Origin of the sequence: Hoyosella sp. YIM 151337 (genome assembly GCF_026041215.1) — a bacterium.
GTDB lineage: Bacteria > Actinomycetota > Actinomycetes > Mycobacteriales > Mycobacteriaceae > Hoyosella.
Map to the genome: position 1 here is coordinate 103,704 of NZ_JAPEIQ010000046.1, position 26,260 is coordinate 129,963.

At 63.9% G+C, this 26,260-nt stretch carries 23 protein-coding genes and 1 pseudogene; 15 read left to right on the forward strand and 9 right to left on the reverse strand.

The genetic code is table 11. The features are described 5' to 3' along the window. Window positions 1-42: 42 nt before the first annotated feature. Window positions 43-4,161 (reverse strand): HAD-IC family P-type ATPase, encoded by a 4,119-nt coding sequence (locus tag ONR57_RS22445; protein WP_265125930.1) that lies wholly within the window; start codon window positions 4,159-4,161, stop codon window positions 43-45. Window positions 4,162-4,345: 184 nt separating this feature from the next. On the opposite strand from ONR57_RS22445, the gene dusB reads away from it, so the two are divergent. The 3 genes from dusB (at window position 4,346) to phoU (ending at window position 8,032) form a co-directional block, all read left to right on the forward strand. Further along, a complete protein-coding gene (gene dusB, locus ONR57_RS22450) occupies window positions 4,346-5,503 on the forward strand; it encodes a tRNA dihydrouridine synthase DusB (protein WP_265125958.1) in 1,158 nt (385 codons plus the stop codon). Window positions 5,504-5,685: 182 nt separating this feature from the next. Then, the gene (locus tag ONR57_RS22455) at window positions 5,686-7,302 is read left to right on the forward strand and encodes an LCP family protein (protein WP_265125931.1); all 1,617 of its coding nucleotides are present in this window, start codon (window positions 5,686-5,688) and stop codon (window positions 7,300-7,302) included. A gap of 73 nt (window positions 7,303-7,375) precedes the next feature. Beyond that, entirely contained in the window at window positions 7,376-8,032 is a 657-nt protein-coding gene (gene phoU / locus ONR57_RS22460) for a phosphate signaling complex protein PhoU (protein ID WP_265125932.1), read from the forward strand. Window positions 8,033-8,050: 18 nt separating this feature from the next. Here the strand turns inward: phoU and pstB are convergent, their stop codons facing one another. The 6 genes from pstB to ONR57_RS22490 form a co-directional block, all read right to left on the reverse strand. After that, window positions 8,051-8,827: a phosphate ABC transporter ATP-binding protein PstB gene (pstB, locus tag ONR57_RS22465; protein ID WP_265125933.1), complete on the reverse strand. Its 777-nt coding sequence runs from the start codon at window positions 8,825-8,827 to the stop codon at window positions 8,051-8,053. Between the two features lie 26 nt (window positions 8,828-8,853). Further along, window positions 8,854-9,762: a phosphate ABC transporter permease PstA gene (gene pstA, locus ONR57_RS22470; RefSeq protein ID WP_265125934.1), complete on the reverse strand. Its 909-nt coding sequence runs from the start codon at window positions 9,760-9,762 to the stop codon at window positions 8,854-8,856. A gap of 1 nt (window position 9,763) precedes the next feature. Further along, window positions 9,764-10,705 (reverse strand): phosphate ABC transporter permease subunit PstC, encoded by a 942-nt coding sequence (gene pstC, locus ONR57_RS22475; protein WP_265125959.1) that lies wholly within the window; start codon window positions 10,703-10,705, stop codon window positions 9,764-9,766. Window positions 10,706-10,749: 44 nt separating this feature from the next. After that, window positions 10,750-11,844 (reverse strand): phosphate ABC transporter substrate-binding protein PstS, encoded by a 1,095-nt coding sequence (gene pstS, locus ONR57_RS22480; RefSeq protein WP_265125935.1) that lies wholly within the window; start codon window positions 11,842-11,844, stop codon window positions 10,750-10,752. A 152-nt stretch (window positions 11,845-11,996) separates the two neighbouring features. Beyond that, on the reverse strand, window positions 11,997-12,902 hold the full coding sequence (gene mshD / locus ONR57_RS22485) for a mycothiol synthase (protein ID WP_265125936.1): 906 nt from the start codon (window positions 12,900-12,902) through the stop codon (window positions 11,997-11,999). Continuing rightward, on the reverse strand, window positions 12,902-13,663 hold the full coding sequence (locus ONR57_RS22490; RefSeq protein WP_265125937.1) for a response regulator transcription factor: 762 nt from the start codon (window positions 13,661-13,663) through the stop codon (window positions 12,902-12,904). The genes mshD and ONR57_RS22490 overlap by 1 nt, the downstream gene beginning before the upstream one ends. Before the next feature lie 153 nt (window positions 13,664-13,816). On the opposite strand from ONR57_RS22490, the gene ONR57_RS22495 reads away from it, so the two are divergent. The 7 genes from ONR57_RS22495 (at window position 13,817) to ONR57_RS22520 (ending at window position 17,826) form a co-directional block, all read left to right on the forward strand. Beyond that, the gene (locus ONR57_RS22495; protein WP_265125938.1) at window positions 13,817-14,614 is read left to right on the forward strand and encodes a DUF2993 domain-containing protein; all 798 of its coding nucleotides are present in this window, start codon (window positions 13,817-13,819) and stop codon (window positions 14,612-14,614) included. Further along, on the forward strand, window positions 14,611-15,054 hold the full coding sequence (locus ONR57_RS23445; protein ID WP_265125939.1) for a thioredoxin family protein: 444 nt from the start codon (window positions 14,611-14,613) through the stop codon (window positions 15,052-15,054). The genes ONR57_RS22495 and ONR57_RS23445 overlap by 4 nt, the downstream gene beginning before the upstream one ends. Before the next feature lie 3 nt (window positions 15,055-15,057). After that, window positions 15,058-15,183: a putative leader peptide gene (locus ONR57_RS23550; RefSeq protein WP_374116510.1), complete on the forward strand. Its 126-nt coding sequence runs from the start codon at window positions 15,058-15,060 to the stop codon at window positions 15,181-15,183. Window positions 15,184-15,282: 99 nt separating this feature from the next. Beyond that, on the forward strand, window positions 15,283-15,732 hold the full coding sequence (locus ONR57_RS22505; protein ID WP_265125940.1) for a DUF4395 domain-containing protein: 450 nt from the start codon (window positions 15,283-15,285) through the stop codon (window positions 15,730-15,732). A 47-nt stretch (window positions 15,733-15,779) separates the two neighbouring features. After that, window positions 15,780-16,616, forward strand: coding sequence for a sulfurtransferase (locus ONR57_RS22510; RefSeq protein WP_265125941.1), 837 nt, complete (start codon window positions 15,780-15,782; stop codon window positions 16,614-16,616). 2 nt (window positions 16,617-16,618) lie between these two features. Next, a complete protein-coding gene (locus tag ONR57_RS22515; protein ID WP_265125942.1) occupies window positions 16,619-16,924 on the forward strand; it encodes a DUF1416 domain-containing protein in 306 nt (101 codons plus the stop codon). A 245-nt stretch (window positions 16,925-17,169) separates the two neighbouring features. Further along, window positions 17,170-17,826, forward strand: a complete 657-nt coding sequence (locus tag ONR57_RS22520) for an FABP family protein (RefSeq protein WP_265125943.1) — start codon at window positions 17,170-17,172, stop codon at window positions 17,824-17,826. A gap of 8 nt (window positions 17,827-17,834) precedes the next feature. On the opposite strand, the gene ONR57_RS23450 is transcribed toward ONR57_RS22520, so the two are convergent. Then, window positions 17,835-19,241, reverse strand: coding sequence for a PQQ-binding-like beta-propeller repeat protein (locus ONR57_RS23450; protein ID WP_265125944.1), 1,407 nt, complete (start codon window positions 19,239-19,241; stop codon window positions 17,835-17,837). Window positions 19,242-19,444: 203 nt separating this feature from the next. On the opposite strand from ONR57_RS23450, the gene ONR57_RS22530 reads away from it, so the two are divergent. From ONR57_RS22530 to ONR57_RS22540, 3 genes are read left to right on the forward strand one after another with little or no spacing between them, the layout of a single operon-like run. Continuing rightward, window positions 19,445-20,965: a proton-conducting transporter membrane subunit gene (locus tag ONR57_RS22530; RefSeq protein ID WP_265125945.1), complete on the forward strand. Its 1,521-nt coding sequence runs from the start codon at window positions 19,445-19,447 to the stop codon at window positions 20,963-20,965. Between the two features lie 33 nt (window positions 20,966-20,998). After that, window positions 20,999-23,509: a DUF2309 domain-containing protein gene (locus ONR57_RS22535; protein ID WP_265125946.1), complete on the forward strand. Its 2,511-nt coding sequence runs from the start codon at window positions 20,999-21,001 to the stop codon at window positions 23,507-23,509. Further along, window positions 23,506-24,204, forward strand: a complete 699-nt coding sequence (locus ONR57_RS22540; RefSeq protein ID WP_265125947.1) for a carbonic anhydrase — start codon at window positions 23,506-23,508, stop codon at window positions 24,202-24,204. The genes ONR57_RS22535 and ONR57_RS22540 overlap by 4 nt, the downstream gene beginning before the upstream one ends. 75 nt (window positions 24,205-24,279) lie before the next feature. On the opposite strand, the gene ONR57_RS22545 is transcribed toward ONR57_RS22540, so the two are convergent. Further along, window positions 24,280-25,032: an SDR family oxidoreductase gene (locus ONR57_RS22545; protein WP_265125948.1), complete on the reverse strand. Its 753-nt coding sequence runs from the start codon at window positions 25,030-25,032 to the stop codon at window positions 24,280-24,282. Between the two features lie 24 nt (window positions 25,033-25,056). Here ONR57_RS22545 and ONR57_RS22550 point away from each other — a divergent pair. Together ONR57_RS22550 and ONR57_RS22555 are read left to right on the forward strand one after the other, a co-directional pair. Beyond that, window positions 25,057-25,830, forward strand: a pseudogene (locus ONR57_RS22550) (hydroxypyruvate isomerase family protein); the annotation flags it as partial. Window positions 25,831-25,953: 123 nt separating this feature from the next. Then, window positions 25,954-26,238: a YchJ family protein gene (locus ONR57_RS22555; protein WP_374116513.1), complete on the forward strand. Its 285-nt coding sequence runs from the start codon at window positions 25,954-25,956 to the stop codon at window positions 26,236-26,238. Window positions 26,239-26,260: the final 22 nt, after the last annotated feature.

Here is a 26,260-nt window from a genome sequence, read left to right on the forward strand (position 1 = left end):
ACGGTCCCCGCCCGAATTCATCGGGCGGGGTTAGCTCCAGAATCAGTCGGCTGGTGTTTCCTCTTTTGCGCGCTCCGACATGCGCGCCGCAATCCGGATCGCAAGCCAGCACGCCGCGATCACAATGGACCACCGGGCCGGTCCCAGCGGACGGCAGCCGAACAGGTAACTGGCGGGCGACTGAACAAGAACGAACAGCACGAAGGCCGAGACGATTGTCGCCGTGAGAACGGCACGATCGCCTTTCGCGCTCGCCGCCGTCTGCGCCAGCTGAGCGCCCACGAGAGTTGCGAAACCAACCGACCGCGCTCCGCTGGCTCGGCCGATAGCACGGGCCGCGAGCCAGGCGGACAGCGCTGCCACGGAGGTGGCTGCGGCGCGTGCAATGAGTTCACCGTTTAGTGCGTTGCCCACAGCTGCGTCAGGTCCTTCTTCGAGCAGCTCGGCTGGGGTGACGTCGCGTGGTGGCCGCGCGGCAAGTGCGAGCGCCGGCGCAAGATCGGTGAGTAGATTGATGGCGAGGAACTGTCGCGCGTTGAGGCCAGGCTGCGCCGAGAGGAGCGTTGAGCCAAGCGCGTACCCGATCTCACCGAGGTTGCCGCCGACGAGGAGCGCAACACTCTCGCGTACAGAGCGCCACATGGCCCGGCTTTCGATCACTGCGTCGACGATCGTTTCGATGCGTTCGTCGGTGACAACAATGTCAGCGGCTTGTTTGGCTGCGGGAGTGCTATTGGCGCCGAGCGCGATACCCACGTCGGCGAGCCGGATCGCCGGTGCATCGTTCGCGCCATCGCCTGTCACTGCAATGGCGTTTCCTGCGGCCTGCAGCGCACGCACGATCGCTGCCTTATGCGTCGGCGTCACCCGCGCGAAAACGGCGGACTCCGCGACCAGCTCCGCAAGTTCCGTGTCGCTCAATGTCTCGACCTCAGGTCCAGTAATCACGCGGCCCGTTGACCGTATGCCGAGCTCGGCCGCAATCGCTTCAGCTGTGCTGGGATGGTCACCGGTAAGCATGATCGCTTCGACGCCCGCCGCGCGCAGATTCCGGACTGCTTCGGCCGCTGTCGACCGCACCAGATCGCCCAGGCAGAGTAATCCGGCGAATTCGAGGCGCTCGATACGTTCCGCGTCGAAGTCTTCTCGCTCCGAGGCGTCGCGCTCCGCGACGGCAAGCACGCGAAACCCTTCTGCCGCAAGCTCGTCGACACGCCCCTGCAGACGTTCCCTCTCCGTGGCAGTCATCTCACGAACCGCACCATCCTCACGGAGCGCGGAGCACCGTGGCAGCACGGCCTCTGGCGCTCCTTTGACACTGATGATCTGACGGCCATTGGTACGGCCCAGCACCGCGTGAAACCCGCGGTCATAGGCGAAGGGCAGTTCGCGCACCATCGTCCAGCCGGGCTCATCGGCTTCACGCACAGTGCCCGTCAATTCGCCGCCGGACACAAGGGCACGGTCTGTACCGTGCCGGAGCTCGCCGGTACTAACTGGTGTTGCACGCAGCGCCGCGGCAAGTACCGGCCGCAGACGCTCATCCAGTTCACTAAGCGGCTTATCGGTAGCTGCGTCGCTGATCTTGCGCAGTTCGATCCGGCCCTCAGTGAGGGTCCCAGTTTTGTCGAAACACACCATGCTGACCCGGCCCAGCGCCTCGAGAGTGCGCGGCGCCCGCACAAGCACGTTGCGGCGCGAAAGCCGCCGCGCGGCGGCGAGCTGGGCGATGGTGGACGCGAAGGGCAGACCCTCCGGCACCGCAGCAACCGCAAGCGCGACCGCTGAACTGGCCGTCGCCGAAAGCCGTCCTCGCAGCAAACCTATGCCAAGCATCGCGGCTGCGGCGCCCACCGACACGCGTATCGAGGTCGCAGTCAGCGTGCGCAGCTGGGCCTCGACTCCGCCCGGCAGACTGCCTTCTCCAAGCAGAGCACTGCTGCGCCCCGCTTCCGTGGCATCCCCGACGGAGACGACGACCGCAGTCGCGGCACCGGCGATCACAGATGTGCCCGCGTAGAGCATGCTGGCCCGCTCGGCGAGGTCATCGGCATCAACCGGTGCTGGATTCTTCAGGACCGGCAGGGATTCGCCCGTCAAACTGGACTCGTCAACTTCGAGATGCTCTGCTTCCAGCAACCGGCAGTCCGCTGGCACTGAGTCACCCGCTTCCAGCTTCACGATGTCCCCGGGAACGAGTTCACTGGCAGGTGCAGTATGTTCCCGGTTATCGCGACGCAGGGTGGCCCGCACCACGCTGGCCTCGGAAAGCGTACGCACCGCGCGGCCAGCCGCCAGCTTCTGTACGGCACCGAGGATTGCGTTGCCAAGCATGACGACGCTGACGATCACGGCGTCGAAAAGCGATCCGCTCGCCGCCGACATACCCGCGCCTGCGGCCAGCGGCGCGGTGAGCGGGGTGTCGAGCTCCGACGCGGTCGCGTGCAGCAGACCATTCTGCTGCGATGAGTCATCGTCGTCCCCGTTGGTCTGGCGCTCTGCCACCTGCTCTGCCCGAAGTCCGGACATATCGGTACGCAGTGCTTCGAGCGCCTCTGCAACGGCCATCGCATGCCACGGTGTCGCGTCACGCTGCGCGGGCGGACGGCGATGGGTGAGCCCCCGCACTGACCAGACACTCGCCATCATCGCCACAAAAGCTGACACAGCGACGGGCAGCGCACCACGGCGGTACGCACCCCGCTCGGGCCCTAACAGGCCCAGCACGGCACCGCACAAAGACCCGAGCATCGCCAGCTGCACGCTGCGGTTGCTGCTTACCCGCGCGACAGTGCAGGCTTTGAGGAGCAACCACGCATCTTCGAGGCCGGGACCGCAGAGGACGTCGGCAGCCCATGGCGGATGCTGGTCTTCCGTGATGATCCCGATCGCGCAGTCCGCAGCAGCGAAAGCAGGATCATTCCGGTCACCGACTAGAGCCACGACATGGCCATTGGCCTGCAAGTCATGCACGGACGACGCCAGGTGCGAACCTCCCCCGATGCTGTCGTCCGCACCAACACGCTCCGCTAACCCGGAAGACTTCGGTGACACCACAACTTTGCCCGCTGAATGGGCCGCTGCCATGACAGCCTCACTGAGGGGATTGAGTTCGCCGGTTTCACGCGACGCCAGCGCGCCCGCATCGATCACGACGGTATCGACGCGATCGAGACATCGCAGTGCCGCTGGGTGGCGCACCAGGGCGCCGCGCACCGACAGCGTCCGCCCGAGTTCAGCGATGAAGGCGTCGGACCCCATCTTGGCGGGTTTCGGATCACCGATGACAACCGCACGGGCAGCTTTGCGCACGTTCCCCAGCTGCAGCAGCGCCGCAGCGGCCGCGGTCGCGTCGGTGACGGTACTTGCCCGCTGCATATATGTCTCGATGGGCCCGGCAGGGAGCGGGACGGGCCGCGCGGATGGGGGTTCCTGTGCACGAGCTGAAGACAACCGCGAAGTGGCGGTGAGTTCGTGTGACCGCTGCTCCCACGTCCGTCGGCGCGCAAGTGCCGCTGGCAGCTCGACAGCACGCAAACCGGCGTCGGCGAGCGACGAGATGGGGCTGTGCGCCGCAGCGCCGATCGCCGACGCGGCCAGTGACAGCATCATTTCAACGCGTTCCGGACCGAACCGATCCTCAAGGCGCTGGCGGACCCCTGGCAGCAGGTCCAGGCCTGCGACGAGCGCCATCGTTTCCGGCGGCAACGACACCGGCAGAACCCGTCCGAGCACTCCCAGAGTCGCACCGACGGCGTCACCAGCTAGCTCGATCAATCCATCCAGCACTGGCTCGAAGCCGCCTGGGTGCAGCGGGCGATCCCGCGGCAGGTCATTCGCGCCGTAATCGTGTTCTACGCGTTGAACTGTGTCGCGCAAGTCCGCGAGCGAAGCAGTGTCATCATGTTCGGCGATGACATCGCCGAGGATGCCGTTGACGGCCACCCAGCGAACACCTTGGAGAGCTCCCACTTCACGTTTGAGTGCTGCGAGATAGCTCGCGGGCGCGTCGGCACGGTGTGTACCGCGCGCCTCGATATGGACGCGCTGGGCATTCGCCCACACTTGACGGCCCGCCATGACGTTGCCAGCTGCGTGCACAGTGTCCACAGCGAGGGCGGATACGAAGCGAATGCCTGAGGCTATTCCGAACATGGGCATCAACCTGTTGCTAACTCCACCGCCACGCCGGCGGCGCCGAATGATGAGTTACGCGTGCCCGGCAGGCGCCGCGCTAAACACCAGTCCGCTTGCTGCATTTTGAATGGCGGGACATTCGCGGGACCATCGTTGTAGTGTTTGCGTCCCGAAGAAAGGTCCAGTGCAGGTGGCAGAGGTCTCCGTCATGCCCGTGGCGCCAGCGTCCCGGCTCCGCATCGGTCCGCTTGAGCTGGGCAGCCCCGTAGTCCTCGCACCCATGGCGGGCATCACCAACGTGGCCTTTCGCACGTTGTGCCGTGAGATCGAGACCGCGAAGATGGGCAGCACGGCGGGCCTTTACGTGTGCGAGATGGTGACCGCACGCGCACTGGTGGAGCGCAACGAAGCCACCATGCATATGACGACGTTCGGGCCCACAGAGACCCCGCGCTCGCTTCAGCTGTACACCGTTGACCCGAAGTACACCTACGAGGCTGCCCGGATGATCGCGCAGGAAGATCTGGCCGATCACATCGACATGAATTTCGGTTGCCCGGTTCCCAAGGTGACGCGCAAAGGTGGCGGCGCCGCCATTCCGTACAAGCGCAATCTGTTCGGCCAGATCGTGGCTGCAGCAGTCCGGGCGACTGAGGGCACCCAGATACCCGTCACGGTGAAGTTCCGGGTTGGCATTGACGCGGAGCACCATACGCACCTCGACGCCGGCCGGATTGCCGCCGCTGAAGGAGCCGCGGCAGTTGCGCTGCATGCACGCACCGCGGCGCAGCGCTACTCGGGAACCGCGGACTGGGACGAGATCACACGGCTGAAAGAACACGTCACTGAGGTCCCTGTTCTCGGCAACGGTGACATCTTCAGCGCCGAAGACGCTGCGCGCATGATGGCACAGACCGGCTGTGACGGTGTGGTCGTGGGCCGGGGCTGTCTCGGACGGCCCTGGCTGTTCGCTGAATTGAGCGCTGCGCTCAATGATCGACCCATGCCGACGGCGCCCGATTTGGGCGAAGTGGCGAAAATCATGTACCGGCACGCGCAATTGCTGGCGGATCACTTCGGGGAATTCAAGGGACTACGCGAAATCCGCAAGCACATCGCCTGGTACCTGCGCGGGTTCCCCGTGGGGTCGGAGCTCCGTTCAGCACTGGCCCTCGTCACCAGCCTTTCCGAGCTGGAAACGCTGCTTGCGCAGCTTGATTGGGAAGCCCCGTTCCCAGCTGCCGCGGAGGGCCCACGGGGCCGGCAGGGCTCACCGGCGAAGGTAGTGCTGCCGCATGGCTGGCTGGCCGATCCGTTCGACTGCACTGTGCCAGAGGGTGCGGACGCGATGCATTCCGGCGGGTAACTAGAGTCGCACAACAACAAAACCGAATCACTAGTATCACAAACAACGCTGCTGCTTCCGAGTGCTCTACCCTCGCGATCAGGTGTCTGCTGAACTTCATGTTTAGTCTGGTCAATACGAGTCCGCGTACGCACATGCCCAGTCCGTCGCGGCAGCACCAGTAACGAGGCGAGGATGGACGAGTGAGCGAACCGGACGAAAACGGCGCAGAGCCGCGGTCACGGGCCCTCCCCCAATTCGTGGGAGTCACCGAGAGCCCCGCCCCAGTCCGGAAACGGCGCTCGAAAGCGCTGATTGCCGCCCGAGCCCTCGTCACCCTGGTATCGCTCAGCGCGCTGGTGCTTACCGGCACGGTGTGGACATATGTGCGCAGCACCGATTCGGCACTCACTATCGTCGACGCCCTTGACCGCAATTCCGGTGATGTCCGCAGCCCTGGGGACCAGGCGGGAGACGAAACATTCCTCGTCGTTGGCGTCGACAACCGGGCCGGTGAGAACGCCGCCATCGGCGGCACCGGGTGGCAGCACGAAGGTTCTCGGTCCGACACGATCATGCTGGTGAACATCCCCGATGACCGGCACCGGGTGGTCATCGTTTCCTTTCCGCGCGACCTGAACATAACGCGGCCAGAGTGCGACCGCTGGGACAACGACTCCGCCACGTACACCGACGAGGTAGTCCCCGAAGAGGACAACGTCAAACTCAACAGCGCCTACTACGAAGGCGGGCCGAAGTGCCTCATCCGGACGATCCAGAAGATCTCCGGAATGAACATCACCCGGTTCGTTGGTATCGACTTTGTTGGCTTCGAAGCGATGGTGGACACACTCGGCGGCGTCGAAGTCTGCACAACCGAACCGATGTGGGACGAGGAACTCGGCTGGATTCTTCGTGAAGCAGGGACACAGACCGTCAACGGCGACACCGCGCTGGACTATGTGCGAGCCCGCCGCGTCCCGACCGAGGGCACGAACGACTACGGCCGGATCAAACGCCAGCAACTGCTGCTGTCGTCCGTGCTGCGCGAGGCGCTTTCTAACAAGGTGATGTTCGACCCGAGCAAGCTCGGCAAATTCGTCGATGCGTTCACCACCCACACTTTCGTCGAAAATGTTGATACGCAGTCGCTGCTCACGCTCGCACGATCGATGCAGGGCGTCGACGCGGGCCGTGTCACCTTCCTCACCATCCCCACAGCGGGACCCAACGAGTTCATGAATGAAATTCCGCGCGAGGACGACATCAACGCGATCTTCGAGGCAATAATCTACGACCGCCCACTTCCAGGCGAATCGTCCGGTGACGCTGAGGATGCCTCGTCGGACCCTCCCGCGACAGACGCGGCCCCGGCGCGCAATGGCGCTGATGCGCACGACCAAACCGGGGAATACGAGGCCCAATATCCCAGTCTCGTGTCAGTCCGCGTGGCAAACGGCGCGTTGACCTACGGCTTGGCCAGCAGCACCGCTAGCGTCCTTGCCGGCTACGGCTTCCAGATCTACAGCGTTGGCGACCATCCGCGAGTGGTGGATGAGACTGTGATTCGCTATTCGCGCGGTAACGAGGCTGCGGCGGCGACACTCGCGTCTTCCTTCCCCGGCGCGGTGCTGCAGCCGGTCCGTGGGCTCGGAACGATCGTTGAACTAGTGCTTGGGACCGACTTCGACGCCAGCGTGATCGCGCCGGCGGCGGTGGGCACCCTGCTGCCGATCTCGAGTTCCGGCAGCCTGCAGCCGCATCAGGAACTTCCTGAGGATCTCGACGTAACCAACGCAGGCGACACAACCTGCTCCTGAGTTCCACGCTATTCACGTGTCGTTAAGCGCCGGATCGTGCTCAAGGCCCCAATTCGCCGTACTCTAGGGGGTTATGCGGGCTGCTTACACGGAAAAGATCGCGGACCTCGCGACATCACTGGCCACTATGTGCCGGATGGCGGAGGATGCGATGGGGCAGGCTACCCAGGCGTTGCTTCAAGCCGACCTGCCCATAGCTGAAAAGGTCATATCGGATCACGACGCGATGGAGACGCTACGTGCGTCATGCGAGGAGAAGGCTTTCGCGCTGCTAGCCCTCCAAGCGCCGGTCGCAGGCGATCTCCGGTCCGTGGTTGCGGGCATCCAGGCAGTGAACGACCTCGACCGGATGGGGCGCCTCGCGTTGCATGTGGCGAAGATCACTCGTCGCCGACATCCGAAGCAAGCGCTGCCTGAGGAGGTCAAAGCGTACTTCGCGGAAATGGGCCGCGTAGCGGTTCACTTGGGGAAAGGCGCTGCGGAGGTGCTGGAAACGCACGACGCCCAGATGGCTCAAGACCTGCTAGACGAAGACGACGCGATGGACGATCTCCACCGCCACTTGTTCAGCGTCTTGATGGACCGTGAGTGGAAGCACGGCGTGGCCGCTGCCGTCGACGTCACGCTCCTGGGCCGCTACTACGAGCGCTTTGCCGACCACGCAGTGGAGGTCGCACGCAAGGTGATTTATCTCGTCACCGGGCGAGTCCCTGAAGACCAGGTGGTGTGACGCGGCAAATACGCGTTCTTAGCCGAAGCGGCCGGAGATGTAGTCTTCGGTCGCTTTCTTGGAAGGATTAGAGAAGATCTTCGCGGTGTCATCGATCTCGATGAGCTGACCGGGGCGGCCCTGAGTTTCGAGGTTAAAGAAGGCAGTGCGATCACTCACGCGTGCAGCTTGCTGCATGTTGTGGGTGACGATGATGATTGTGAAGTCCTTCTTCAGCTCCGTGATCAGATCTTCGATCGCGAGAGTGGAAATCGGGTCGAGCGCCGAGCACGGCTCGTCCATCAAAAGAACCTCGGGTTCAACCGCCGTAGCTCGTGCGATGCACAGTCGCTGCTGCTGACCACCCGACAGGCTTCCGCCTGGTTTGTCGAGGCGGTTTTTGACCTCGTCCCATAGGTTTGCGCCGCGCAGCGCTTTCTCCGCGACCTCGTCGAGTGTCTTCTTGTTGCGCTGACCCTGCAGCTTCAGGCCCGCGATGACGTTGTCACGGATCGACATCGTCGGGAAGGGGTTTGGACGCTGGAAAACCATCCCGATAGTGCGTCGCACACCCACCGGATCGATGCCGTTATCGTAGATGTCCTGACCGTCGAGCATCACAGCACCGTCGACACGTGCGCCGGGCGTCACCTCGTGCATACGGTTCAGCGAACGCAGCACCGTCGACTTACCGCAGCCGGACGGCCCGATGAACGCCGTGACGCTCTTCGGTGCCACCGACAGCGTGACGTCCGATACGGCGTGGAATTTGCCGTAGTAAATGTTCAAGTCTTTGAGATCTACACGCTTCGCCATGACAACTCCGATGCTTCTAAAGGGCTTTACTTGCGGGCGCCGGTGTAACGGCTGATCAGGTTCGCGACCACATTCAGTAGCGCGATGATGAGGACGAGGGTGAGCGCAGCTCCCCACAGCCGTTCACGGCCAGGCACCGAAGGGTTGTTGAGTTCGGCGATCATCATGCCGGGCAGCGAGCCCATTTCGCCTTCCATCATGTTGTAGTTGATGTAGGTCGCATACCCCACGAGGATCAGCAGCGGTGCCGCCTCACCGATCACGCGTGCGATCGCGAGCATGAGGCCGGTGATAATCCCCGGCAGTGCGGTCGGAATCACGATCCGCACGATCGTCTTCCACTTGGGAACCCCGAGAGCGTATGACGCCTCCCGCAGATCCATCGGAACGATCCGCAGCATTTCCTCGCCCGAACGGATCACAATCGGCAGCATGAGGAGCAGCAGAGCCAGCGCTACTGCGAAGCCGGACTTACTGAACCCGAACGTTGTAATCCACAGGGCATAGATGAACAGCGCGGCCACGATGGACGGCACGCCGCTCAGAATGTCGACCATGAAGGTGGTGATACGGCCGAGCCGCGAACCATTCGCGTACTCGACGAGGTAGATCGACACCATGAGGCCGATCGGGATAGCGAACGCCGCCGCGACCGCTCCCTGCATCAGGGTGCCGACGATTGCGTGATATGCCCCTCCACCTTCGAAAAACGGCAGCACGCCACGCATTGAGCGAGTGAACCACTCATCGGACGTGAGGGCAGTGAAGCCGCGGCTGATGACCGTGTACAGCACCCAGATCAGGGGGACCATTGCGACGACAAACGAGGCGAACACCAAGATCGTCGCAAGCGCATTGGTCGCCCGTCGCCGCGGGGTCAGCGACGGAAAGATCTGCGGGGGTTTGACCGGGCGATCGAGAGTCGTGGTTGTCATGTCAGTGCACTCCCTTGCCCTTGACGATCCAGCGGGCGACCGCATTGACGGCGAACGTCAGGATGAACAACACCAGCCCAGCTGCGATATACGCACCAGCCTGGATTTCGTTGTTGATTTCGGCGTAACCGGAGGCGATCTTCGACGCGATTGTCTGACCACCCTCGAACAGTGACCAGCGGAAGTCAGATGCCGCGGTCGACAGCACGATGTAGATAGCCATAGTCTCGCCGAGTGCGCGCCCCAGACCGAGCATCGATCCGCTGACGTAGCCGGATTTGCCGAACGGGATGACCGTGGTTCGGACCACTTCCCATTTCGTGGCACCCAGCGCGAGCGCTGCTTCGATCTGTGCGACAGGTGTCTGCGCGAAGATTTCGCGGGTGATCGCGGTAATGATGGGCAAGATCATCACTGCCAGTACGATACCGGCGGTGAAGATCGTGAAACCTGCCTCGACGAGGCCTTCATTCTCCGCGCGGAAGAGGAAGAACCAGCCGAAATTCTCATGCAGGAAGCTCGACACTGGCTTGAGGGCAGGTGCCAGCACGAGCAGACCCCACAGGCCGTACACCACGGAGGGCACCGCAGCGAGCAGATCCACGAGGTAACCCAAGGACTTCTTCGCGCGTTTCGGTGCATACTGCGTGATAAAGATCGCGATCCCGAGCGCGACCGGCATCGCGAGCATCAGCGCGAACGCCGAGACAAAAACCGTCACCAGGAACAGGTCGAAGACGCCAAACGCCAATGAATCGGGGCTGAACGTCCGCCATTCGCGGCTGGTGAGGAAGTTGACCTCGTTCTGCTGGAGCGCAGGGATCGCCCGCCATAGCAGAAAGACACCGATCGCGGTGATGACCGCGGTAACAAAGATCGCAGCGCCCCGGGCCATGCCCCCGAAGAGGGCATCCCCCGGGCGGGTCGCGCGCCCGCCCCGCATCCGGGCTTCCACAGGATCAGGGGGCAATTGGTCAACGTTCACGTTCATCCGATCGCGTTAATCGAGTCCATAAGACGGTCACGGAAAGCGTCGGGAAGCGGGACATAGCCCATTCCTTCGATTCCCACCTGGCCTTCATTGGCAGCCACAGTCAAAAATGATTTCACCGCCGCGGAGGTTTCCGGGTCGTAGCCCCCGGAACAGACAATTTCGTAGGTCGCTAGCACCAGCGGATAGGCACCCGGCTCGGTCGCGCCGTACACCGACTCGAGGTCAAGGGTCATGTCGCCGACGCCGGTACCCGCGAACTCGGCCTGCTCGATCGCCTCTGCGGCCGTTTCGATCGTCAGTGGCACCGGGCCCGATCCGTTGTCGATCTGCGCGGCGGGCAAACCGTTCTGTTCGATGTATGCCTTCTCGACGTAACTGATGGCGCCGTTGGTGGAGGCGACGGCTTGAGCGACGCCCTCATTCCCCCGGAAGCCGTTGCCAATTCCGCCTGTGAAGTCCGAGCCCGCGCCGGACGTCCATGCGTCGGGCGCAACGGTTTCGAGGTACAGCTGAAAATTGTCGGTAGTGCCTGAGGAGTCAGAGCGGTGGATCACGGTGATGCCGCGGTCAGGAAGGTTCTGGTTCTCGTTGAGAGCTGCGATCTGCGGATCGTTCCAGTTTCGGATAGTGCCATTGAAGATTTTTGCGATGGTAGGCCCGTCGAGAACAAGGTCGTCGACACCCTCCACGTTGTACGCCATCCCAATTGGCCCGAATACCAGCGGCAGATTCCACACCTCATGGCCGTTGCAGCGCTGCTGTGCCTGCGCTAATTGGTCACCCGTGATTGGGGAGTCCGTACCGCCGAAGTCCGTGTAACCCGAGGTGAATTGCACGCGGCCGTCACCGGAGCCGCTTGACGTATAGGCGATGTTCTTGCCTGGACAGGACTCGCCGTAGCGGACGTTGAAGGCAAGCATGGCGTTCGCCTGCGCGGACGATCCCGTCGCGGACAGATTCGGTTTTCCCTCGCAGCTGGCAAGAGTATCGACACTGCCTGGGCCGACCTCTTCCTGAATGCAACCGGTCAGCGCGACGGAGCCCGCCGCGGCAAGCCCGATCACGAATGCGCCTCGCTTGAGGTCCACCCACATCCTCCACAGTGTGAACGTTCGATTAACTCTCACGGCACACGCTAAGAGAGTCAGCCGCTAGCGTGAAGGCTAAAGGTGAACGGAAGATGAACAAACGTGACGCGATTTGAAGGGTCTCGAGAAACAGCAGGCCAGAGGCCTGATTGTTACGTCATGACATACGCCACATCGGTGAAGTGGCGATGGAATCCAAGCTTCTCGTAGGTGCGCAGCGCAGCGATATTGTTCGCTTCGACGTATAACAGCACTGCTGGAAGGCCTTGCTCCTGCAAGGAATGCAAACCCCGCAGCGTGAGAAGCCGCCCGAGGCCACGGCCGTGGACAGCCGGGTCAACGCCGACAATGTAGACCTCACCAAACGGAGGCTCCGGTGGGTGCGCACCGTGTGTCTTCGTCCAGTGGAAGCCCAGCAACCGGTCCGGGGCTGACGTATCGAATGCGAGGAACAGCCCCTCGGGGTCGAACCACGAGAGCTGTTTGCGGGCCGCGACGTCGGAGATGCTCCAGCCGCCTTGTTCGGGGTGCCAGTGGAACGCGGCATTGTTGACGCGCACTATCTCCGCGTCGTCCTCCGCGCCCGCGTAAGTCCGAACCTCGAGTCCGTCCGGCACGGTCAGCTCGGGAAGCGGCGCTTCAGGGCCGAGGCTGCGCCGCATCTGCAACAGTTCCCGGACGCGTGCCATGCCGAGCGATTTCGCCAGGCTTGCAGCTGCCGGGAGGTCGCCGTGCGCCCATAGTTGCGAGCCTTTGGTGGCAGCAGCGGCGATCAGTGTGCGCCCAATCCCCTGCCGGCGCCGCGCTGGATCCACCACCGCTTCGATGTTCGCTGTGCCGTTCTCCACCCGAATGGTGGCAATGCCTGCCGGAACACCACCGCTCGTCGCGACGACGTGTTCGGCACTGATCCTCCCCTCGAAACCAGCCAGGCCCTGCTCGGAGATCGGATCGGCATCGTCCGCCGCACGCGCCGCCGCGATGATGAGCGCGACTGCATCGTTAAGCTCGCTCGGCAGCTCGCCACTCAGCCGCGTGATCTCGATGTCAGGGACCATCACAGCGCACCAGACGCCGAATCGCGGGCACTATCCTCCAGATCTCCCTCGTCCTCATCGAGATCGTGGTTGTCCTCCGCGGGTTTGCCTGACCGGCTCGGACGAACGGCCTTGTAACCGACGTTCCGTACCGTGCCGATGAGCGACTCATGCTCGGCGCCCAGCTTCGCGCGCAACCGCCGCACGTGGACGTCAACCGTCCTGGTGCCACCGAAGAAATCGTAGCCCCATACTTCCTGCAGCAACTGGGCCCGGGTGAATACCCGACCCGCGTGCTGCACCAGGTATTTGAGGAGTTCGAACTCCTTATAGGTCAAGTCGAGCGGTTTGCCGCGCAACCGTGCCGTATACGTGCCCTCGTCGATGACTAGTTCGCCCAGGGTGACAGTCCCTGCATCCTCGTCCTGCGTCTGTACGGTCGTCCGGCCGACCAGCAGCCGCAGCCGCGCATCGAGTTCCGCGGGCCCCGTGCCCGGCAACAAAATGTCGTCAATCCCCCAGTCGGAACTCACAGCCACAAGCCCACCCTCGGTGAGCACCGCAACCACCGGCACCGAGGCGCCCGTATTCGCAAGAATCCGGCACAGCCCGCGCGCGGACGCAAGATCGGTGCGCGCATCGACGACAGCGACATCCGCGCCACCAGCCTCGAGCAGCGACGACACGTCAGCGGGCGCAGGCCGCACATTATGTGGCAAGAGAGCCAGCGAAGGCAGAACAGACTCAGGGTTCGGGTCGGCCGTAAGCAGGAGAAGCTCCACACCGCCCCCTTTCCGTTAAACCGAAGTCGGACCTGCCGCATAGCCTTCGGACGCCCGCCGCTGCACGCCAAGGCTCACGTGAACTCACACAGAGTATCGCGTAACTCTTACCGTCCCGACATCCAACTGCCGGGTGTCAGTAACAATAAGGATGTGCGCAAGCTGATCGTAGGGGCCCTGGGACTGGTCGTGGTGCTCGTGCTCGCCGAACTCGGAACGGCCGCCTACACCGAACACCGCATCTCCCGGGCGTTGCGGGCCAGCGCGGATCTCAATGCCGACCCGGACGTAGTCGTCCGTGGTTTCCCGTTTCTCGTGCAAGCTGCGCGGGGCGAGTTCGTCGGCGTTGACATCCGCGCTGACCGCGTCGACACCGACATCGCCGGTCGCGTCACGATCGAGGCTGGACTCGATGACGTCACCCTTGAACCGGCGGCGTGGTACAAGCGGCGCACGGACGCCATGCATGCGCGAATCCTCGAAGGCCGCATCGTCATGCACCAGACCGAACTTGGCGAGTTCTATGACATCCCTGATCTCCGCATAACACCACTGCCCACCGGGATCATCGACGCGTTCGGAACCGCTACGCCGGTGACGATCGCACGCTTCCGCCCGGTTCTGCTCACCGCGACCTTCCCGCAACACGGTATTACGGAGGAAGTGAATGTCGAAGCACGCCTTCGGCTTTCCGGTCGGCAGCTCAACGTCGAACCGATGCGCTACTACCCCGGCCGCGACGGTTCCTGGAAAAATCCCGTGCCCGAGGAATTACGCGACGAGATTCTGCGTTCGTTCTCTATAACGATTGACGTGCAAGAAGTACCGTTCGGGCTGCCGCCCGCAGTCGCGTACGCACAGGGCGGACGGCTTGTGGTTGAAGGAGAAGGCAGGAACGTGTCACTGGAACTGCTGCGACGCAATGCGATCGGTGGAGGCCTCGGCCAGTGAGTGGAGCAATCATCCTCGGCAGCGCGACAGCGATCGCGACGGCCGTGGGCATCTGGTGGCATCGCCACACGGGAACAGTGATTGCCCGTCCGGCAGACACCACCGAGCCGGTTACTGAGGCGAGCGTACCTGGCGAATTGCGTGACGCGGGTTTGTCCGCCGGGACTCCGGCGATTGTGCACTTCACGGCGGACTGGTGCGGCCCTTGTGCGGCAGTGCGGCGCGTCATCACCGCGACCCTGCCCGAATTCCCAGATGTTTCTCACCTCGAACTAGACATCGATAACTATCCGCAGCTCACCCGGCATTTGGGGGTGCGGTCGCTGCCGACGACTTTCATCTACGACGGCGCAATGCAGCAGCGTTTCCGGATCCCCGGAGTGCCCAGCGCGGACGCGTTGCGTGACGCACTTATCCCAATCTCTGGACACTCGAGCTGACGAATGGCTGACAAATCGAAATCTGCGGGTACCCTTTCTAGCGTGTTAGACAACCAGGAGCTTCTGCTCACCCGTCGCCGCGCAGTCGATCTGTGCCGCCTCGGCGGTTGTTGCTGTCCCTGTTGCTGATCTGGAACAGCCCGGCACGATTACCTAGCTGTTCCCTGCCGATCCCCTTCTACGGACCCGCCGTTAGCGGGTCGGGTTCGAATACAGGAGCAGAAACCAATGTCTACCCCGCCCGCATCTCAGAATGTCGACGTTCGAGGACCGCGCTTCGCGGCCTGGATCACGACTGCTGTTCTCGCGATCACACTTCTCACCGGCTGGTGGATCTTGCTGGCCTTCCAGGCAATCGTATTTGCGCTGGGCGCCACGCTTGGGCCGCGCCGGAGCCCTTACGGTGCGCTTTACGGTTATCTCATCGCGCCCCGGCTGGGGCCGGTCCGGGAACGTGAACCGGTCGCACCGGTTCGGTTCGCTCAGCTGGTCGGCCTGATCTTCGCGGCGGCTGGGCTGATCGGCTTTATCAGCGGCGCCATCCTCGCGGGCCAGATCTTCACAGGCCTGGCGTTCATCGCTGCGTTCCTCAACGCGGCGTTCGGGATTTGCCTCGGCTGCCAGATGTATCCCTTTGTGGCGCAGCTACGCTCAACTCGCCGCAGCTCTGCTGCGTAACCCCCCGCTGTTTTCTCTCATTCACGGATCCAACGGAAAGGAAACCCATGGCTCGCTCCGACGTCCTAGTCTCCGCAGACTGGGCCGAGCAGAACCTCAACGCCCCTAAGACGGTTTTCGTCGAGGTCGACGAGGACACCACCGCATACGACGGTGGCCACATCGAAGGTGCGGTGAAGATCGACTGGAAGCAGGATCTGCAGGATCCGGTGCGGCGCGACTTCGTCAACCAGGAGCAGTTCTCCGCTTTGCTGTCCGCAAAGGGCATCGCGAATGACGACACCGTCATTCTTTACGGCGGAAACAACAACTGGTTCGCTGCCTACGCGTACTGGTACTTCAAGCTCTACGGCCACCAGGATGTCAAGCTTCTCGACGGCGGCCGCAAGAAGTGGGAACTCGACGGCCGTCCCCTGGTCACCGAGGTTCCGAAGCGCGAGTCTACGAACTACTCCGCACAGCCGCAGGACGTCACGATCCGTGCGTTCCGCGACGAGGTCATCGATGCGATCGGCAACCAGAACCTCGTTGACGTGCGTTCACCAGACGAGTTCTCCGGCAAGATCCTCGCCCCGGCTCACCTCCCGCAGGAGCAGTCGCAGCGTGCAGGCCACATCCCCACGGCGATCAGCGTTCCGTGGAGCAAGGCAGCCAACGAGGACGGCACATTCAAGTCGGATGACGAACTCCGCCAGCTGTACAAGGAAGAGGGGCTCGACGACGGCAAGGACATCATCGCCTACTGCCGCATCGGCGAGCGCTCAAGCCACACGTGGTTCGCGCTGCGCGAACTCCTCGGCTTCGAGAACGTGAAGAACTACGACGGCAGCTGGACCGAGTACGGGTCACTCGTTGGCGTCCCGATCGAGTTGGGAGAAAAGTAAAGATGTGCGGAGCACCAGTTCAGGGTCAGAACCTCCCGGCGGGCGTTGACGCTGAGAAGGAAACGGTCATCACGGGCAAGGTTGTGAGCGATGCTGGCTCCCCGGTGGGCGGGGCGTTCGTGCGGCTGCTCGATAGCACCGGTGAGTTCACCGCAGAGGTTGTGGCCTCCGGCAGTGGCGATTTCCGCTTCTTCGCGGCACCCGGCACGTGGACAGTCCGCGCACTCTCTGCATCAGGCAATGGCGATGCGTCGGTGAGCCCAGAGTCCGCTGGCATCCACGAAGTGACGATCACCGTCAGCAAGTAATCCGTGTGGCCGGTCCGCGTACCGGCAGCCTGACAGGCCCGGATCGTGATCACACGGTCCGGGCCTGCCCTGTGTTTGTGCGACTTTGCATGGCAGGCCCAATTCGTGGTGATCTGCCGCACCCGATACACTCGAACCGTGGTGCTTATCTTCGAGATTCTTCTGGTGCTGTCGAGCCTGCTGATCACCTGGTTCGCGGTGTACGTCGTGTACCGGCTTGTCACTGACGAGCGCAAGCAGCACAAGTGAGCCAGGGCGACACATCGGCACCTCGTCGTGAACCGGGCAGCGGCAACGCGGCGGTTGAGGCTGCCGCCGAACGCGCGAAAAGCACCGGTTCGCGCAATGTGGCTGACTTGCCTGGTCTCCCACTGCCTGAAGACACCGCGAATTTGCGCCAGGGCCCCAATCTGAGCGATGCCCTATTGGCGCTGCTACCGCTCGTGGGTGTTTGGCGCGGCGAAGGCGAAGGAAACCACCCTGACACCGGTGATTACCGATTCGGCCAGCAGATCGTCGTGACGCACGACGGCGGCGACTACCTCACGTGGGAAGCGCGCAGCTGGGTTATCGATGATGCTGGCGCCTATGTCAAGCCCGATCTGCGTGAACGCGGGTTCTGGCGGGTCGCCGACTCTGACGGCGAAGAAGTCATCGAGTTCCTCCTCACACACACCACCGGCCTCGTTGAGCTTTATTACGGTGAGGCGCGCACACAGTCGTCCTGGGAACTCGCGACTGACGTCGTCATTCGCAGCCAGTCGGCTGAAGTTGTGGGCGGAGCGAAACGCCTGTACGGAATCATCGCAGGCGGTGACCTTGCGTACGTGGAGGAACGCATCAACGCCGATGGGCAGCTTGTTCCGCGGCTCTCGGCGCGGCTGCAGCGCTACGCGGGCTAGCTGCAGAATCAGTCTGCGCTGATCAGCTGTAACTGCTGGTGTGTGCTCGCCAGCACCCCGGAGCCGACAAGGTCCACCCGCGCCACATCGGCGACGGGCACTGACCAGATCCGCTTACCGTCGTCTAGTCCCACCCCCGCGATTTCGCTGGGGTTGTGCCCGCGTGTGATCATCTCGCCGTCCGCTGAACCAACCACCCAGCCGAACTCACCGAAAGGGGCGGTCCACCGTTCCTCTCCGGTGCGCGCGTCGAGACCGAGCGTGGGCCCGCCGGGCGTGCTGCCGGAACCGAGAACGACCTCACCCGCCAGCGCGAGAACCCAGAAGAACCTCGGATCCCGCTGCCACAACTGCTCGCCCGTTGCGAAGTCATGAACTGTCGCACCATCGACGACGTACACGGGCTCGGCGGCAGCACCGCTGCGACTCACCACGGACACCATGCTGGGCCGCTCATACCTGGCGAGCTCGTCCCCCGCGCTGGTAAAAACCGCAGACACGGCTTCGGTCTCGCACAGATCAGCAACGAACCCATGGCCGGGGACATTCGCCACCGAATACAGCGCCTCGTCTGGCACCCGTGATCCGTCGCTGACGCGCGCCACAAATGCTTGCTCCCCGCGGAAGAAGATCAGGCCGTCGGCAACCTCGATCCAGAAACCTCGCACTTGAGTGTCGCACTCGGGAGCGAGTTCGTACTCCTGGCGCCATTCGCTCTCCGGGTCGTCGACCGTGCCCCGCGTAAGCGTGGCAACGCGGCCCAATTGCCCGTACGGATCCTGCCACGCGAGGATCACGGAGCCGTCATGCACCGCGACCTCACGTGCCGACGCTGCCGGTACCGTCGTGGCCACCGTGCCGTCAGTCAGGCGGAAATAATGCAGCTCGGTCTCCGGGTTCGGCGCGGGGCTCATCCCCGTGCCGGGCTCGTGTGGGTCCCCGCCAACCAGACACGGCAACAGACCGTCAATCTCCGCTTCCGCGCAGGTGAGAGCACCGGTCACCGGCTGCGTCCAGCGAACCTCACCGTCTTCAGCATCAAGCGCGACCAGCACCTGTTCTGGGACGCTCGCACTGGTGTACTCGGACGAGTTCACGTCCGTGCGCACCGTCGTGACGATGACCTCCCCGATCTGGAAACCGCCGGTCGGAGCATCACTGATGGGGGACGCGCCGATCCGGGCCGGGCGAACGAAAACCCCGCCCTCTTCGATTCCCGACGCGACGGCCGTCCACGCCGCTTCGGTGACGCGTTCTTCCGGCGCGGCATCCGGAGTCTCTTGCGCTGCAGGCTCACCCTCCTCGGGGGCCCCACACCCCGCGAGCATGACCGCCCCCGCGAGCACGGCAACCCACATCGTGCGCACCCGCGCGCCATTACACGACATCACCGCTCCCCCTGCCGATCTGGGCACAACCCCGAGGGTACGCGCGGAAGCTGCCCGGCGGGCTTGGTCGCGTAATACGGCGCGTCATTCGCCGGGGATGCACCGGCCTGAGAGTCGGCACCGGATCGGAAAGCGATTTGCGAGATTCTTCTGGCTTCACTCTTGCCAGAACGCAAATATGATGACAAACTCCTGAACTAGACTTCGCGAATTAGAAATCGGAGAACGCTATGGATGTGAGCCAGCTCGGCTCCGTCGCCCTCGGGGCAGCCGTCGCAGGGCCGTGGCTTGCTGCCGCAGCAACCGCCGTCGTACCGCGACAGATACGAGCCGGATTGTGGTGGGCGACTGCAGCCGCGGCGCTCACCACAGTGGTTTCGGTGGTGGCCGGTGGTCCTGCAGCAGTCCTGATCGGCACTGACGACTCCAGGCCCGCCCTCGGGGTGATAGCGAACTCGCTCACGATGTGGTTGCTGCTGCTGGTGTGCAGCGTCGGCGCACTCGTCCACGCTTACGCGGGTCGCTATCTGCGCGATGACCCGCGGGCGCCGCGCTTCGAGGCTGCGATGGCGGTAACGGTGGGCGCGATGGCACTCGTCGCGACATCTGCCACGGTTGCAAGCCTGATCATCGCCTGGGTGATCGCCGGAATCGGTTTCACCGCTGTTGCTGGGTATCGACGGGATCTCCCAGGAGTACCGCGGCTGGTTCGTTCCATCCGGTGGGCCCTCCTGGCCGGCGACACCGCATTAATCACGGCGGCTGTCATCCTCGCTGTCACCGTAGGAAACGTTGCGATCGCGCCCGAAGCACTGCAGCAAGCGGCCACCGACCTGGGCGCCTTGGCCCCTGTCGTGGCGATGCTCATCGCCGTTGCGGTCCTAGCACGCTGCGCGCAAGGCATGTTCCGGGGCTGGCTGCGCCTCACCGTGTCAGCACCCACGCCGGTGTGCGCGATTCTGCACGCTGGCGTCGTCAGCGGAGGCGGCATCCTGCTGGTCCGCATGGGCCCCATGGCTACGTGGACACCTGCATTGGTGGTTGTCGCGGTCGTCGCGACGGCGACGGCGGCTTGGGCGAGCCTCGTGGTCGCGCGCCAGCCGGATGTGAAAGGGCAGCTTGCCTCGTCAACCAGCGCACAGATGGGCTTCATGCTCATGCAGTGCTGTGTCGGCGCCTACCCGTCGGCCATGGTCCATCTGTTCGGTCACGGACTTTACAAAGCGGCACTGTTCCTCTCCGCAGGTTCGGCGGTTCCACGGCCCGGTATGCCCAGCGTGCCCAAAGTGGCGCGGACCCGCGGCCGCTACGCCGCGGCGCTCGTCTCTGGGATTGCTGCCACCGCGGCAGCAGCGCCTGGCCTCACCCATGGTGAGGAGCCGGTACTAGTCGTGTTCGCGGCTGTCACAGCCGCCGTGCTTGCAGGCGCTTGGTGGCTGCGGCGGCCGACAACTAACACGCGGCGGTGGGTGTGGCCAGCGGGTTTGGTTGTGGCAGCCACCTGCTACGGAGTTGCAGTGGCGGCGCTCGGCGGTGTGATCGCGCAGACAGCACCTTCCACAAACACCGGATTACCAGTGTGGGCTCTGCTGGCGATCGCCGGGCTTACCTTCACCCTTACCGCCGCAGCGGCCCGGTCGCCGATGGCCAGCAGACTCCGGGCACAAATGTCGGATTCGGCCGCTGCGCCAGCCGGATGGGACGACGTGCCCCGCCGGGAGCTCGCCACGCAGAGCATCCGATCTTCCTGATCTCCGCCCACAGCGTCCGAAGAAAGGTACGGCATGACCACCACTGAATGCGCCTCGATACAGCCCCAGTCCTGCACCACCACAGAGGATCTCATCGAGCAGGCGGCGCGGCCAATACCGCTGCTGTGGCCACTCACTACAGCCATTTCGGCCAACCCACTGTGGGACCTGCGGGACCGCAGTTTTGAGCATGCGACCACGATCGCCGCTGAGGTTCTCGGTATCGACGGGTTGCCGTCACCGCGACTGCTTTCCGACGCTTACCTATGTGGCCGGATCACCGATGCCGACCTCACTGCCACTCTGGACGGGGAAGGGCCAGCCGAGTCGTGGCGAGGTGACGGAGACAGTGCTTCACCATGGCGGACTGTCCTTGAAGATCACGACTGGCTCACGGGAAGCACGCTTGCCGCACTCACCGATCGTGAAGTCGGCAAATGGTGCGCCCTGTACGTGACCGGCCGTGCAGTTCCGGATGGTGACAGTGCGGGGCTTTACGACGTGTGGCGTTCGCAGGTGGTTTTTGACCCGATCGCGCGCCGGTGGGGCATCGGCTCGAGGTACCCGCTTGCGGCGACCGCGGCGGACGCTATCTTGGGTGCGCTCGAAAGCCTGGGCGTCACAGCTGATGAGCGCTTGGCCGAACTGACCGCGCAGTTGGCGAGGCTCCCAGGCTGGGCTGCCCACGCGAAATGGCGAACTCAGTGGGCCGCGCCTGATTACGCTGGTCCCACCCTCACTCTGGCTGACCTGCTGGCGGTACGCCTGAATTACGATGCGGCCGCTTACACAAGTGCCCGCGCCACAGCGTCCACATCAGCCAGCCGGGGCACGTTCGCGCAGCCGGGCACCGAAGACCTCTCGATGCCGAGTCCTCGTGACCCAGTGGTGGCTGCGCGCTTGGAAAAGCTGCCACACCGCAGACAACGACAGGTGTGGCTCGCAGCCTACGAACGCCACTATCGGGACCAGTTCCTTGCGAAGGTCGATGCCATCGCGGCCTCAACGCGCGAACACCATCGAATGCGGCCAGCCGCACAGCTCGTGTGCTGCATCGATACCCGCAGCGAGGGTATTCGCCGCCACGTCGAAGCCCAGGGCAACTACGAAACATTCGGCTTCGCGGGCTTCTTCGGAGTTCCCGCACAGGTCCTCCCCTTCAACAGTGAAGACCGCCTCGATCTGCTTCCCGTGCTGCTCAGGCCCGCAATGGTCGTCCGCCAAAGGCCCCTCGACGCCTTCGCTGGTGCGGGTGCCGCAGCGGCGGCCGCCGACCTTTCCGCTGCAGAGTCGGCAGTGAGCGCGGCACAGAAAGCGCCGCTGTCGGCATACTTGCTCGCTGAAGCGGGCGGCTTCGTCCTCGGCCCTGCCGCGCTGTTTCGCACCCTCGCACCCCGTGCCGCGGCCGCTATGCGCCGGTGGATTCGCGCACGCCTCAGTCCTCACACTGAGTTGGAGTACGTCACCTCTGGACCGGACGCCCCGACAGACGATCAGCAGGCAGCCTATGCGGAATCCGCGCTGCGCGCGATGGGATTGACGGAGCGGTTCGCCCGCTTAGTAGTGCTGTGCGGACACGGCAGCACTACTACCAACAACCCCTATGCAAGCTCGCTCGACTGCGGCGCGTGCGGTGCCGCCCGCGGGGCCACCAGTGCCCGGCTCGCTGCCGCGATGCTGAACCGGCCCGCGGTTCGGGGCAGGCTCGCCGCGGCGGGCGTAGAGATTCCCGCCGACACAGTGTTTCTCGCCGCCGAACACGACACGGCAACTGACACCGTCACCTGGTTCGACGTGGCATCGGTCCCCGAGACGCACCGGAGCGAACTGGCCAGGCTCCGCGATGACGTGAGGCTAGCAGGGCGCGCGCTTGCCTCCGAACGAGCCTCGGACTTACCCGGCGCCCCGCGCAAACGCGCGGCCGCGCACGTGGCTGCCCGCTCGGCGGACTGGGCGCAGACGCAGCCGGAATGGGGCCTGGCACGCAACGCTGCCTTCCTGATCGCACCTCGTCGCGTCAGCGCCGGGGTTTATCTCGGTCGTCGCAGTTTCCTGCACTCCTATGAGCCCGAGACCGACTCGAGCGGCACGGTGCTCGAAGCTATTCTCGCCGGACCGATGGTTGTTGCCCACTGGATCAACACCGCCTACTACTTCTCGACGGTCGACCCGGACGTGCTCGGCGCGGGAGACAAGGTGGCCCACAATGTGGTCGGCGGAATCGGCGTCTACCAGGGTGCAGGCGGTGACCTGCGAATCGGTCTGCCCCGCCAGTCAGTATTCACCCGCCCCGGCGTGCCTTACCACGAGCCGATGCGGCTGCTCGTGGCAGTCACCGCTCCACGAGAGCGCGTTGACGCTGTTCTCGACCGCAACGAAACCCTCACCCACCTCGTTGCCGGCAGCTGGATTCAGCTCGCCGCACACGACGGCCACCGATGGTGGCTGCGCGGCCGCCGCGGCTGGACTGAATGGCAGTCGGCCATCACCGCCGAAGATCACCCCACGACCCGTCCACTTCGTTCCGAAGGAGTAACGCAATGACCGCTCATCTTGACCCCGCCCCATGGGCCCTGCCGCGCCCGCACCATCACAGCACCGGATTCACGCCCAGCGCGAAGCCACTCCCGCTCGAAGCGCGCGAGATCCTCGACCGGCTCTTGTGCGGCAACCTCCGCCACGCAGCGGGAGAAAGAATGGCAACCGGAATGACGAAGAGCCGGGTTCTCGCCACGGTCCTAACGTGCTGCGACCTCACCCCGGCACCCGAGCAAATCTTCGATACTGCCCCTGGCGAATTGATCGTCACGGCCAGCGCCGCGCACCTTGTCGACACCGCCGCTCTCGTCGGTGTCGAGTACGGCGTCGAGATTCTGAAGACCCCGTTAGTTGTGGTGCTTGCCCACGAACCATGCCCGATTATCAACCGCATCACCGCCGATATCCAGCACGGCCACTTTCCTGAAAATCACTGCCGCGCCGTGGCCGAGCAACTGGTGTTGCACACGCTCGCCGCAGAGTCCAACCTCAGTGAGATCACCCGCCGCCACCTGCGTGCCAGCATTGTCCGGCTGCGAGAAGCATCCGCCACCCTCTCTGGTGACCTCAGCACCGAGCGCAGCTCGCTAGTAGGACTCTCCTACAACACTAGGGATCGTCTCGTCCGACAGATCGAACCGCACCCGCAATCCGATTCACTCGACGCTGTGACGTCCGCGATGCCGCAGACTACACGATAGAAATGCCCGCCCATACGGACTGTATCCAGCATGGGCGGGCGGCTTCGCAGCGGTCCGTGATCTGTCCTCCATGCGTCAGCCGCGGCCGATGTACGGCATCGCGGTTGCCATAAGCGTCACGAACTGTACGTTCGCGCTCAGCGGCAGTTGAGCCATGTGAAGTACCTGTTCGGCCGCATAAGCCGCGTCAAATGTAGGTTCCTGTTTGACCGTGCCGTCAGCCTGGCGGGCCCCGGCAGCAAAACCGTGCGTCATGTCGGTGGCGGCGTTACCGATATCGATTTGTCCGCACGCAATGTTGTACTTGCGCCCGTCGAGTGAGATTGCCTTGGTGAGACCGGTGATCGCGTGCTTTGTCGTCGCGTACGCCGCCGTGCCCGGCCGCGGCACATGCGCCGAGATCGAACCGTTGTTGATGATGCGGCCACCCATTGGCTTCTGGGCTTTCATGTGCCGCACAGCTTCTGCAGCGCACAAAAAGTAGCCGGTGAGGTTAACGTCAACCGTTGCCCGCCACTCGTCCGCGCTGATCTCGTCTACGTCACCCACGGGGCCGAACGTCCCGGCGTTGTTCACGAGAACGTCGACGCGGCCCCAACTCTCGCGAGTCGCACCGAAAAGGTTCGTGACGGCAGCTTCATCGGTGACGTCGGTGACCACGACGAGGGCGTTCGCACTCGTGCCCGCGGTGTCCCGCAGCGGAGCAGCGTGACGGCCCGCGAGCGCGACGCGGAAACCCGCGCCGAGCAGCGCCTGAGCAATGGCCCGACCGAGTCCGGACCCCGCTCCCGTTACGACCGCGACTGGCGCCGCACCCGTCTCAGCCATGTCGCTCCTTTACGATCAACGGTAATGTCCCTTCATTCCTACACCGTCAACTGTTCAATTCTGCTGACGCATCTGCCGCTGCTGCAGCGGCCACAAGCGGCGCGGGACGCGGGCTTCAGCGCCGTTGAGTTCTGGTGGCCGTTTGATGCGGCGGTGCCGTCGGATCGCGACGTGGATGAGTTTGTCCGCGCGGTTTCCGGCGCTGGAGTGACATTGTCGCATCTGAACTTCGCCGCTGGGAATCTCGCAGCAGGCGAGCGCGGGTTGCTTTCGGATCCGAATCGCGCCGCGGAGTTCCGGGACAATATTGATGTCGTTGTCGGGATCGGCGAGCAACTTGGCGCATCAGGATTCAACGCCCTGTACGGAAACCGGATCGACGGTGTGCCGCCCGCTGAACACGATGCGGTCGCAGCGGAAAACCTGCAGCTCGCCGCGCACGCAGCCGCGCGAATCGGCGCGTCAGTACTCCTCGAACCAGTCAGTGGGTTCGCGGCGTACCCACTGAAGCTGGCAAGCGATGCGGTCGCAGTGATCGAGCGCGTCGGCTCACCGCACGTAGGCCTGCTCGCGGACCTCTATCACCTCGCCGTCAACGGTGAGGACATTCCTGCAGCCCTCACCCGTTTTGGTAAGTACATCCGGCACGTCCAGATCGCGGACGCGCCAGGTCGCGGCGCGCCGGGAACCGGGGAAATGCCTCTGCAGCAGTACCTGTCGCAACTCACCGGGATCGGCTACGACGGATACGTATCGCTCGAATACGTATCGTCTGCGGCAGACCCTTTCTCGTGGTTGCGCCCAAACCGAAACCCGCCTTACCCGGCCAACAAGCTGTGCCCTTGCCGCCATGGCGAGCCGTACGCCAACTGCTGCAGCCCGATCATCCACGGCGCTCCAGCACCAACAGCTCTGCAGCTCATGCGTTCTCGGTACACTGCTTTCGCGGTCGGTGCAACGGATCATCTGCTTTCGTCGTGGCATCCATCGACCCGGCCCAGCCGGCTTGAACTCGATCCGCAACAGACGTGGCGGAGGCTCGATATCGTGCGCACCATTAAAGGCGGCCCGTTCGACACAGACGGCGTCGTGGAGTTCCGCGCCCACTACCGCCATCTGGGCCACCGCGACAGCTTGCACGAAGTGAGCAGATTCGTGCGTGAGCAAGGCCGCTGGTTCTACGTCGACGGGCAGATCCTGCCCTGAGCCTTATGTCCCCCGATTGGGG